Source organism: Ensifer sp. ZNC0028 (assembly GCF_000799055.1).
Classification (GTDB): domain Bacteria; phylum Pseudomonadota; class Alphaproteobacteria; order Rhizobiales; family Rhizobiaceae; genus Ensifer.
Genome location: NZ_JTLA01000029.1, coordinates 1 through 10,738, shown reverse-complemented (window position 1 = coordinate 10,738; position 10,738 = coordinate 1). Strand labels below are relative to the sequence as shown.

Genomic DNA, 10,738 nt, shown 5'->3' with positions numbered 1-10,738 from the left:
ATTGGTCATTCCACTTCTGGCGGACTTCTCAGCCCCGCGTTTTCCGGTGCGGTTGATATCGAGATCAGCCGCTCATACTCTTCCGCAGCTATGACGACGACCACCGGCCGCCCATATTTTTCAATCGCGACAGGTGCGGCCCGCGCGAGATCGATCAAGTTGCCAAAATGGTTCTTGGCGTCGCGTGCCGACATTCGTTGCATGAGTCGCCCCCTGAGATGGAGCTACTTTAGCCAGCTTTCTTTGGGCTGGACAAGCGAGGATTCGAGGAGAACCATGCCAAACGGTCGCGGCAGTAGACGGTTATTCTGCTTCGGAGCCCGATTTGTGCAGTCATCCAAGCCGATCTTGATTGCCCTGGCATGGTCGCGGTCAAGGATGCAGAAGCGCCAAACTTCTTGACTGAACTTTAAAGCAACAAGAACCGCTCATTTGAGCCGAATTTCGTCGATCCGGCTTTTCGCTTCTGAGCTCAATTGCCCACTTTCTAACGTCTCGATCAAGCTGCCTGGAAAATGTGTCATGTACCACTGTTTCTTGCGGTCGCGATGCGCCGCGTAGCCCTCATCGGATAACATGCCCCAGTGCTCCCAGTAGTATTTTTCTCCCCCAACTCGGAGAGTAAAGTCAGGCAAGAAGAACGTTCCGTCTGCAGCGTAAAGCGGCTCCTCGTAGGTGAAAGGTACTCCAGCTTGGTGAAGCAGATTTGCGATGATGACCTCGGATTTGGAACGAACCATGTCGCCGCTCAACGCCTCATGGATCTTGCCGCTTTGATACCAATCACTTCTCGCCAATAGACGGTCATCAACTGTTCTAAAGTGCCCGAATAGCGAAGACGAAACCAGCAAACTTTGCGCGTTTTCCTTCCTTCGCGCTTCGAGCAATGGAGAAAGATTGCCCTGTATATAGAGCTGACAATGTCCTTGCGCGCGCGTTAATGCTGTATAGAGCAACTCTGCTGAAAGCGGTCTGCGCGAAGCCGGTAGTATCACGAATGTATGAGAAAACTCGCTTCCTTGCGATTTGTGTATCGAAATCGCGTATGCAAGTTCAAGGTTGTTTTCGACGCTTTCTGAGGTGAACTTTCCCTTCGTAGAGGTAGGAATCTCGCGTCCGTAATTAACGCAGACCTTATCTTTCCGCGCAAATTTCACCTGAAATCGCTTAAGTCGTTTTTTGTTGTAACCGGAAAAGACCTTCTTCAGATCGGCGCGATCAAAGTTGTGTGGCTCAACATACCCGATCTCCCCGTTAAACAACTCAACTTGACGAGATTTTCCCAAAGCAAAATCGTAAGCCCAAATTCCCCGACGTGATGTCCTGTTCTGGATCTGAATCACCTTGTCGTTCAAGGTAATCCCATCAACAGCCCCCACTCTATTAATCAGGTCATTGGTGAGGATTGATTGCAGCTCGATGTTCAATGCGTCGACGCCGTGGAGCTCTCCGCGATGTGGCGTTAAAACCTGAAGTCTTTCTGGTTTATTTTGCATGACTTCATTTCGCCAAAGCTTGTATACTTGATCTTCGTCGGAATCCCCTGGAAGAACAGAGACGATATCAGCAACCAAACTCGCGACTAGTCCATCGGCTGAATTCCAATAGACCACGTCCAGGTCTTCATCGATCTTGCCGCCCTGATGCACTTTCTGAAGGAGTTGTTCAGCCGCGGGCGAAGTCTGTTCGCCGTAAACAGCAGAATCCACCAGGAATAACTCGGCGAGACCGAGTATGCCCTGACCCTTCGCATCGAGCCGATTTTCCATCTGACGCATATTGGTTTGTAGTACCGCCAGGTTGGGTGCTCCGACCTTGCGCAGCCATTCGATGATGTCGGAAAATACTCGTCCGCGACCGATGGGCGGGAGCTGATTATGGTCGCCTACCAGGATCAGTCGTTTTACATTCTGCCATTCGATAGACCGGAAAAAGGTAGCTGCGAGGGCCAGGTCGAGCATGGATGTCTCGTCGATAACAATCGTGCCTTCGAGATCAGCGCATTTTCCTCCCCATCGTTTGAATGTGAGGTTGTCGTTGAGCCATCCGTTTGATGCCAAGAATGAATGGATTGTTGAGACGTTGACGCCGCCAATGTTGAATCGCTCGAACACTGCGCGCACGCGATCAGTCGCCTTGCCGGTCGGTGTCATCACATTGATCGGTGCTCCGGTACCTTCGACCTGGCGAATGGCCTTAACGATGGCCCGGATAATGGTGGTCTTGCCGGTTCCTGCGCGGCCGGAAACGACTGATAACGGCAACCTAAAGATCTGGGAGCACTGGCCGGCCTGAGCTTCCACTGCCAGCCGGTATTCGTCGCCGCCCTTTTTGGCCAATGAGGACTCATCGTCGGAAACGGCACGAAGCCAAAAACCCTCCGGAACCGGGCGTGGAAGCGTGATCGGCGGCCGATCAAAAAGCTCAGTCAACGTTTTGTCTACGGTCCTTTCGTCCTGGAAGACACGCTTCAAATAAAGATAAAGCCTATCTTCTTCCTTTCTCAGCACCAGCGCCTTTTCAAGAGGCTCCCGGTCAACGTCGAAATAGCGCAGACTGAAATTTTGCCGTTTCCATTCGGGCAACCGATCCATGCGCGCATTGATTTCTTTGAGGATGATGTCTGCCGGGCGAAAAGTTTGGTTCGGCTCGCGCTTCAATTGCTCAACACAAAGGGAGCGCAGTCTTCGAGGATCGTCATTGAGCATGTCGCAGAGGACCTCGCCGCCCAACTCCGGCGATGGGAAGACACCACGATCAATCGTGCTCCAAGGAATAACATCGTCAGGCCCATCGCCGATGAAAAACTCGCTCAACAAATACGGGTCTTCAACGATGGATGACAAGCTCTCCGGAAGGCCATGCGCGGCGCGCTTCTGTCCGACGATGCTTTGCAATTGATCAAGGTAAAGGTCAATCCGAACTGCAATCGTCTTGAGAAAGGCCCGGACATCATCCTCAAGCAACTGCCAGGAGCGCGACACCCGCTTTAGAGCAAGGCCAGTGAGTTCCAGTTCGGGGCAGTCTTTTCCGGTTTCCAGGGCATTGAAAAATAGCTCATAGGCCTTCTTCTCCTCACCACGATCACAATACCACTTGCCGTTTTTGATAGAGCCGCCTGCCTCAAGGAGGTCCATCACGGTCAAAAGTCCCGGATACAGACCTCGACGCTTCCAGAGTTTGGCAATCTGCGCCTGCACCCATTTGGCGCGGGCATCCCAATCCTCATGAGTGTCGCCGATTTCCTTCAGCCGCGCTATGACGTCTAGCATTTGCTCAAGCATGCCGATGGTCACATCGTCGGTAATATGACGGGCCCCATATTTACAGGTGGCAGGATTTTCCGGCGTGACCAGAAGCCTGTCTAGAGTTTCGGGCTGCTCGCGGTAGGCGTGATAGGGAATGCGAAAGCCTTCGTTTGGATAATGCGATGATACGTTTCGCGCCCATATCATGCCATCCGCATAATTCTGACGCACATAGTCAGAGGGATTGGAATAGAAGAGCGGCTTTCCGATCTGTTTCACGCGAGAAACGCCGACTATGACGTACTTCGGATCGTTTTCGTCGGTAAATGGGTTGGAATGGTTGGCGTAGTAAAAGATGAGGCTTTCATCCTCCTCCAGCTCCGCAAAAAACTCGTCCGCTCCCACTCGGCGCTTGTTATTGTCGAGGCGGCCATCGGTATATACCTCTTCACCATACATGGCTTCGTAAGGCCAAACGCAGACCGAAGATGGAGGAATATCCCATTCTTCGCGCTCAGCACCGCCGTAGAAAAAATCGGGCGGATTGGAATAGCCGCGAATGGCATCGGGCCCAAAGGCATTGATGCTATATATGCAGGGTGGTAAGTTTTCGCTTTTCAACTTGCAGACGGCCTGCCCAGAACAGGCTTTTTCCTGTTCCAAATCACGCTCCCGATGGATCAAATCCCCGGGAAAGGATTTCATGCCCACGCAATAGGTGTTGTGTTCCGGTTCTGAACAGATCCGGCCATTCCATCCGTCATTGTGCCAGGCGATACGTGCGGTGAGATGAGTGGTCATTGATACTTCTATTTTGTATAGGTACTGGAAATACAATTACAACTTGAAGTCGCGAACCGCGTCAATGGCGCTATTTACCTCCGCGACATTCAATGCATCCTCGAGAGATTGAATGGCTTTGCCGTCATCTGCCACGCTCGCCAGGAGCTACAATATCGACAGAGCAGCCGAGCATTCGAAGAACCTGCAGGACTTTTCCAACTTGAGCTGTTGGCTTACCTGCTTCGAGATCCACAATGAACCGTACGCCAACGCCAGAGACGCCGGCAAGCTCGTCCTGCCGGAGGTTTTGCTCTTTACGTGTTGTTCTGACCAGAGCGCCAATATCGGCTGAAGTTCTGACTTGCGTTGCCATCATCGTCTTCCCGCTCGGGAAAATATCAAACAAACTGGGGCGGTGTCGAGTATATATTTCCCGATAGGGAAATTTACTGGATTCCGATGGCGGTAGCCTGTACCACCGATTGGAAGTCTATTGCCCGCTGATTGGGAACGGTGGCAATTCTTGCATTGCCACGAAGCCCTTGGTACGCGTTTCAAACCATCGGATTTCGATCCAACTTCCCTCGGTATGCCGGATGCAGGTGTGACACAATCGCGTCAAGCAGCGCTGGCGGCTTCGAGCCCGTCAGCAGCAGCATCTTGCCGGTCTTCATTTCCAGAATCTGATCGGCCGTCATAAGCTTCTGGCGCTGCTCGGCGGTTGAGGTCTTGCGGCTTTCGCCGAGTTTCGCGGATGATTGCTTGGTGCGGGTCAGCACCGTCTGATCGCCAAGGGCGTTTGCGGCCCAATTTGCGGTTTCGAATTCGGCGCGGCCGAGACCGAAAATGCGGGTGGTAACGCAGGAGCCGAGAATGCTGGCGGTGTCGCCCTTGCCATAGACGCTTTCGATCTGGCCCTTGTCCTGGGTGATGAACAGCGCCTCGACGCCGCAGCCGGCGGCGACGTTGGCGATGTTGATCAGCTTTTCCATCCGGCCGAGACGGACAAACTCGTCCAGCACCAAAAGCACGTTCCTTTTCGGCTTCCTGGCGCCCTCCAGCCGCACGGCAATGCCGAGAATGATGTTTGTCAGCAGTCGGAGAAAAACTGCCTGGGCGTCCACTTGGTCGAGCGGCACGACCATGAAGAGATCGGCGCGGCCCTCGAACAGGTTTTCGAGCGAGCATGTGGAGGCGCTGAGGAAACTACGCAGTTCGTCGGAACGGGCCCAATCGAAGGCCTTCTTGATCGTCGTCTTGATCGCGCCGCGCTCGTTCTCGCCGGCTGCAAGGAAGGTGGCAGCGGCGGCGGCGGGGCGGGTGCCGAATGTCTCTGGCGCTCCGGCCCATTCCGTCAGTGTCTTTTCAAAGCCGGCGGAAAACAGCAGGTCCATGACGGTGATCAGGTTGCGATCGGCTTCCTCGCGCCTGGTCATAACGACCTCGATCACGGCGGCAATCATGGATTTCGCCATTTCGGCAAAGTGTGCGCCGTTTCCGCTTTCCGGTCGAACCAGTCCTTCGGCGATGACCTCGATGTCTCGGACCAGGTGCGCTTGCCGGATATAGTCGAGCGGGTTGAAACGGTCCTTCGACGGTTCCATGACGCCAAAGGGGTTGAGGACCACGACCTGGCGCCCGAGCGATCGGCGATAACGGCGGGTCACCGCGAAGTTTTCACCCTTGATGTCGAGGACCGCGACCGGTCCGTCATGGTCGATGATTGCGGGAATGACGACGGACACGCCTTTCCCGGCGCGGGTGCCGGCGATGGCGACATGGTGGCCGGCGCGCCATCCGGTCTTTGGGTTGGAGCGGTAGCGCAGCATTGCGCCGCCGGAGAGTCCGAGCGGCAAGCCGGTGTCGTTGTGCCGGAGTTGGCGCAACTCGCTCCGGTTCATCCAACGGGCGCGCCATGGGCCTTGTTTTGAAATGCGGTTGGGCGATGCCGGCGCGACGATCATGATTGCCCGCAGAATGAAGAACAGCGGAACAGGCAGGCCGATGGCGAGGCTGGTTTGCACGCCAAGCTTTTGCGCTTCGGTGAAGCGATCCCAGGTCGATACCATGCCTCGGATGCTCTCGATTCCGGAATAGCCGGCATTGCGCCAAGCCTTGAAGCTGTCGAGCAGAACGCCTGCCGCAATGGTAGGGTCGGTAAGGGCGAGAGCAGACGCGGCAAGGAGGGTAGCCCCCACAGCTAAGCCCGACGCGCTGCGGATGCGGCCCTGGGTGTCTCCCGCCAAGGTCAGCAGCGCAAACGCGCAAAACATGACCAGGATCGCGGCGCGCGCATTTTGATAGATCGTTGGCCAGATCAACGGTGCGGTTTCCATCAGCAGGAAACCGGCGGCTAAGACGGCGATGGAAAGGGCATAACGATAGGGCTGAATGATGAGATTCATGGATCAAAAACTCCAGACGGAAATGAAAATCAAATGCGGACGCGACCGGGCGCGGTCGGTCGGCCTGTCACATCGGCGGCGCGACCGTCTCCAGCATCGCTTCGGCTTGCTCCAGCAGGGCGAACGCTTCCGTCAGCTCGGCCGAGGCCGTGCCGCTGGAATGATTGCCGGAGGCGAGCCAGGCGTTCATGAACGTAGCCTGTGACGCGATGAGCGATTTCAGCGATCCTTCCAAAGCCGCTTGCCGGCCTTCGATCATGTCGGTCGAGCGTTTCTCCAGCGCCTCGAATTGCGCGGTTCCGCTCTGCAAGGCGTTCATCAACGTCTCGATGTAACCCAGTAATTCGCGCTCCAGCGGCGAAAGGGTCTCGGGCATCGGTGGTCTGGTGGGCATGGTCATCGGTCAATCTCCCTGGAGGATCTTCAGGCATGGCGTCTTTTCGGTCCCGGCCTGGCAGGTGATCAGCTGAAGGCGGTTGACGTCCCAGGTGAGGACTTTGCCGCTGCTGGTCTGGTTGACCTGCAACCCCATCTGCCAGAGGCTGGCGTTCTGGGCGCGGTCGATCATCTGGCCCGCCCAAAACCAGCTCGCGGTGAAGCTCAAAAGGACGATCAGCAGTGCCACCGCGCCCATGGTCAGGAAGAATGGCTGTACCATCGACCGGAGCCAGTTCACTTCCGCCTCGGTCATCGCCAGTGCCTCGCTCAAGTGCTGGCGGTTCGCGTCCGTGAAGCTGCGGATATCGGTCTCGATTGTAGCTTGCGCGCGCTTCAAGGCTTCGCTCCAATCGGTCTCGAAGCTCGTCGAGGGCGATGGCGTCGAGCCTGCTTCCGGAACGGCTGGGCTCGCCAGCCGATCTTTCAAGCGCTCGCTCAAGGGTATTCTCTCGGGTCCAGTCTTCACGGAACAGGTCTCCTTTCAGACGCCAGCGCTCGTCGGTCTCCGGATCGCGGACGGTGATGTAGTTTTTGCCGGCGCGCGGCAGATCGAAACCCGCCGCCGTCAAAGCCTCGGCCATGCTCGGACGGTCATGGATTTCGCCGGTCTCGATGCGCTGGACGATCCAGTCATGGATCAGCTCGCGGGCATCGCCGCGCCTGACGCTTTCGATGAGGCTGACGGTCTCGCGGGCGCGCTCAGGCGCCATCGGGTCATTCCAGCCGTGTTCCTTATTCAGAACATCGCGCAGGGCGTCGTAGTGCTTCTGGTAGCCGGGTGGCGCGATATTGAGGCTGCGCCCGCTAGCAAGCTCCATGCGCGGGGTTACGAAATGCAGCTCGACGCGGCCCTCGTGGGTATGGCGGACCCAAAGCATATCGTGCTGGTCGGGTTCGAGGCCGGCAAAGGCAAGGCTCCCGAAGGCGTCCATCACCTGCCGTTGCTGGGCAGGGTTCGGCGCGTCTTCCGCCGTGAAGGCGATGACGCCGGCGCGATAGGTCCACTGGTGCGGGCAGGCGTCGATCAGCGCGCGCATGCGGTCCGCATCGCCGCGCAACACTTCCGGCAGGGGCTCGCGGGCAAACAGCATGATCTCGCCGCGCTCGTCGCGGATCGCGTTGCGGTTCTGGTCGTAAGCGACAACGTCGCGCTCGACCAGATAGTCAACCGGTCCCGATCCGCCGCCCTGACCGTTTCGGAAAAACTTGATCAGCACGGCGCGCCATCCTTGGCCGTGAACTGCTCAAGGGTTTCCGATAGCGCCCGGTCGATGGCGACCAGGCGCGCGGCAACCGTGATTGCGTCGATGGCGGACATCTGGCCCTGAGCCTGGGCCGTGTTCAGCCACCGTGCGATCTGGTTGAGGTTGCCGCCGATCCGGGCGACGGCGCGCACCAGCTCCGGGTCCACCTTGGGGGCCGGACGGCGGCGGCGCGCCTCGGTGAGGCCAAGCGCTTCCCGCATCAGCGTGGCGAAGGGCAGACCGGCCCGCGCCGCGCGTGCGGTCAGCGCCTGCTTTTCCGATGCCGTGCAGCGGAAAACCACGACGGCATTGAGTTCGCCTTTGGGCGATCGCCTCGTGCCCTTGGTGGGGTTTGAAGGGGAGGCTTGTCTCCCCTCACAAGGCTCCCTGTCGGACGGCTCGCCGTATGACAGGGGTCGCCTTGCTCCCTTCAAATCGCCGTCCGTCATGAGGCCCTCCGAAGGTCGGCTTGTCGGGCGGTTTCAGCGGCGAAATGGTCACGGCGGCGGCTGAAGAAAGCGATCCAATCCAGCGCACTCGGGCTCGTCTCATCCGGCGGCCAATAGCCCGGCAAGGCATAACCAGGCTTCCCGGTTTTCACCGTTCGAAGGCCCAAGATTTCGAATGATGGGAGGCCGTGACGGCGCAACCAAGCGCGCCATTGCTCGACCTGATCCGCCTTCGTCTCGGCGACGAAAACGAGCGGGATGGCTCGCCGCGTCTCGACGCGCGGCGCGGCGTCCTCGCGCGGGTTAGGTTTATTTATTATTTCTTTCTCTGGGTTTGGTGGACATATTTGTCCCCCTTCACCGGACACATCTGACCGCCTTGCCGGACGGATTTGACCGCCTTTATCAGGGTAAAGGGTGACAACTTTGTCCGTCTTTTCGCGGGAGTCCGATGCGCGTAAAATCGACGCCGCCGAGGGACGATATTCTGTGTTGTGCCCGACGCCGTTTCCGCGCTCGACCTCGAACCATCCTTTGACCTCAAGTTCACGGACGGCGCGCTGAATGGTCTTGACGCTCTTGCCGGTTGCGTCGGCAATCGTTTGATAGGACGGCCACGCCTTCTCGGTGTGGCCGTTCAAATGCGTGGTGACGATATAGAGCGCCACCGACCGCCCGTTGTCGCTCAAATCCTTGTCGCAGCTCAACTGCTGAAGCCATTGCAGCTTCACGTCCCGAAACGGCCGTGCCCCGCTCATGCGCGCCTCCTTGGCTGCATTACGACTGGGAAAGAAGGGCCCAAAACGGCCGGAAAAAGTGGGACGGAGGCTTTGTTAAGCCATTGATTTTTATGACGCGGGGTTTTCGTCCCACACGGGGTTAAGTGGTTGATTTTGCTCGAATTCGGCAGGCCCTCCGGGCCCACCATTTCGCTTCCGAACATGAATTTGCTAGGCTTTCTGGCTGATCTTGCCCCAGATCTGATGTGCCCGCCCGATTGGGACATTTCCAGCGATTTTGCACGGCACGAAATTGCGCGCGATAGGTTCCGCCAACGTCGGATAATCCGACGCTCTTCCTCGTGGTTTCTGCTAGGATGGCCGGCCAGGCAGCAATGGAGAATTTCGATGGCTGGTCCGGGCGCGGAAATGGTGCGAATCGTACGTCGCAACAAGCTGGTTGGATTTTGGGCCGCGGAGAAACTGGCCCTTGCCGGCGAAAATGCCAAGACCTACTCGGATGGTCTTGCGATGGCGGCGCTGGACGTCGAACGCAGCAACATCCTTGCGATCATTCGAAGAGACTTTGACGCGGCAGGCGTGATCCAGTCCGATGACGACATTCTGGCGGTCATGAACGTCTGCTGGCTGGAGGCGGGAAAACGAACAAAGGGGTCAGACGGCAGCGATGCAGCGCTGGTGCAGATTGCACGTCACCTCATGCAAGGATCCTGAGCGACGATCCTCTCCGGCGCAACAGCTATTCGGGTGCCGCGAACGTCGATGCCGGCAAGCTGCTGGTCAACGGCAACCAGTCGCTCGCAACCGGACTGACGACGGTTGTTCTGGCGTCGTGCTCGGCGGCAACGGCACGATCGGTGCCAGTGTCGTCGTCAACGACGGCGGTACGCTCGCGCCCCGTAACAGCCCGGTAACGTTGACGATCAATGGCGACCTGTCGCTCACTGCCGCTTCCTTCCTCGATTTCGAGTTCGGCCAGGCCAATGTCGGCGGCAATCTGGTGCTCGACGGCACGCTCAACGTTTCCGTTTCCTCCGGCGGCAGCTTCGGCGCCGGCATCTAGCGGGTCTTCAACGACGGCGGCACGCTGACCAACAGTGGTCTACAAAGCGCTCGCCTGTCGCGCGCTTTGTCAGGACATACCCTTTCCAAGGCCGCGTTCGCAGTTGACCCCGCCAACGCGGCCAGATCCTTAGCCGGAAGCGGCGACGGGCCGGGGCTTCATCGCAGCCCTCGGGGTGCTCGAGTGTTCCAGCGTCGACAGCGCCATGGCGTCCCATTGGGTGAGGATATGCTCGGCGTCGTAGCGCCTGACATTGGCTTCGGCGTTGGCGGAAAGGCGGGCGCGGAGGGCCTCGTCGGCCATCAGCTTGGAGAGGGCGGTCGCCAGGGCGTCGATGTTGCCGTTTTCGACGAGGATGCCGTCTTCGC

10 protein-coding genes and 2 pseudogenes are annotated in these 10,738 nt (G+C 57.9%); 2 read left to right on the top strand and 10 right to left on the bottom strand.

What is annotated here, in order from left to right; translation table 11 throughout:
- Positions 1-5: 5 nt before the first annotated feature.
- The 9 genes and pseudogenes from L981_RS06890 to L981_RS06855 form a co-directional block, all read right to left on the bottom strand.
- Positions 6-194 (bottom strand): type II toxin-antitoxin system prevent-host-death family antitoxin, encoded by a 189-nt coding sequence (locus L981_RS06890; RefSeq protein ID WP_371258839.1) that lies wholly within the window; start codon positions 192-194, stop codon positions 6-8.
- 234 nt (positions 195-428) lie between these two features.
- A complete protein-coding gene (locus L981_RS06885) occupies positions 429-4,049 on the bottom strand; it encodes an AAA family ATPase (RefSeq protein WP_043613241.1) in 3,621 nt (1,206 codons plus the stop codon).
- 124 nt (positions 4,050-4,173) lie between these two features.
- Positions 4,174-4,404, bottom strand: a complete 231-nt coding sequence (locus L981_RS33655) for a type II toxin-antitoxin system Y4mF family antitoxin (protein WP_082005922.1) — start codon at positions 4,402-4,404, stop codon at positions 4,174-4,176.
- 181 nt (positions 4,405-4,585) lie between these two features.
- A complete protein-coding gene (locus tag L981_RS06875; protein WP_043613237.1) occupies positions 4,586-6,436 on the bottom strand; it encodes a type IV secretory system conjugative DNA transfer family protein in 1,851 nt (616 codons plus the stop codon).
- A 67-nt stretch (positions 6,437-6,503) separates the two neighbouring features.
- Positions 6,504-6,836, bottom strand: a complete 333-nt coding sequence (locus tag L981_RS35505; RefSeq protein ID WP_245281601.1) for a hypothetical protein — start codon at positions 6,834-6,836, stop codon at positions 6,504-6,506.
- A 3-nt stretch (positions 6,837-6,839) separates the two neighbouring features.
- On the bottom strand, positions 6,840-7,094 hold the full coding sequence (locus L981_RS35500; protein WP_245281600.1) for a hypothetical protein: 255 nt from the start codon (positions 7,092-7,094) through the stop codon (positions 6,840-6,842).
- 559 nt (positions 7,095-7,653) lie between these two features.
- Positions 7,654-7,806, bottom strand: a pseudogene (locus L981_RS35985) (hypothetical protein); the annotation flags it as partial.
- 278 nt (positions 7,807-8,084) lie between these two features.
- The gene (locus tag L981_RS35490; protein WP_245281598.1) at positions 8,085-8,567 is read right to left on the bottom strand and encodes a MobC family plasmid mobilization relaxosome protein; all 483 of its coding nucleotides are present in this window, start codon (positions 8,565-8,567) and stop codon (positions 8,085-8,087) included.
- Entirely contained in the window at positions 8,564-9,325 is a 762-nt protein-coding gene (locus L981_RS06855) for a helix-turn-helix domain-containing protein (RefSeq protein ID WP_043613229.1), read from the bottom strand. The genes L981_RS35490 and L981_RS06855 overlap by 4 nt, the downstream gene beginning before the upstream one ends.
- A 369-nt stretch (positions 9,326-9,694) precedes the next feature.
- Between L981_RS06855 and L981_RS06850 the strand changes: the two genes are divergently transcribed.
- Both L981_RS06850 and L981_RS06845 read left to right on the top strand, forming a co-directional pair.
- Entirely contained in the window at positions 9,695-10,021 is a 327-nt protein-coding gene (locus tag L981_RS06850) for an ATPase inhibitor subunit zeta (protein ID WP_043613226.1), read from the top strand.
- Between the two features lie 118 nt (positions 10,022-10,139).
- A complete protein-coding gene (locus L981_RS06845) occupies positions 10,140-10,370 on the top strand; it encodes a hypothetical protein (RefSeq protein WP_043613223.1) in 231 nt (76 codons plus the stop codon).
- A gap of 129 nt (positions 10,371-10,499) precedes the next feature.
- On the opposite strand, the pseudogene L981_RS34975 reads toward L981_RS06845, so the two are convergent.
- Positions 10,500-10,738, bottom strand: a pseudogene (locus L981_RS34975) (hypothetical protein); the annotation flags it as partial.

What these genes read in the sequence shown, in the direction of transcription:
- L981_RS06890 (WP_371258839.1), bottom strand. Translation starts at nt 194, where the DNA reads ATGTCGGCACGCGACGCCAAGAACCATTTTGGCAACTTGATCGATCTC.
- L981_RS06885 (WP_043613241.1), bottom strand. Translation starts at nt 4,049, where the DNA reads ATGACCACTCATCTCACCGCACGTATCGCCTGGCACAATGACGGATGG.
- L981_RS33655 (WP_082005922.1), bottom strand. Translation starts at nt 4,404, where the DNA reads ATGGCAACGCAAGTCAGAACTTCAGCCGATATTGGCGCTCTGGTCAGA.
- L981_RS06875 (WP_043613237.1), bottom strand. Translation starts at nt 6,436, where the DNA reads ATGAATCTCATCATTCAGCCCTATCGTTATGCCCTTTCCATCGCCGTC.
- L981_RS35505 (WP_245281601.1), bottom strand. Translation starts at nt 6,836, where the DNA reads ATGACCATGCCCACCAGACCACCGATGCCCGAGACCCTTTCGCCGCTG.
- L981_RS35500 (WP_245281600.1), bottom strand. Translation starts at nt 7,094, where the DNA reads ATGGTACAGCCATTCTTCCTGACCATGGGCGCGGTGGCACTGCTGATC.
- L981_RS35490 (WP_245281598.1), bottom strand. Translation starts at nt 8,567, where the DNA reads ATGACGGACGGCGATTTGAAGGGAGCAAGGCGACCCCTGTCATACGGC.
- L981_RS06855 (WP_043613229.1), bottom strand. Translation starts at nt 9,325, where the DNA reads ATGAGCGGGGCACGGCCGTTTCGGGACGTGAAGCTGCAATGGCTTCAG.
- L981_RS06850 (WP_043613226.1), top strand. Translation starts at nt 9,695, where the DNA reads ATGGCTGGTCCGGGCGCGGAAATGGTGCGAATCGTACGTCGCAACAAG.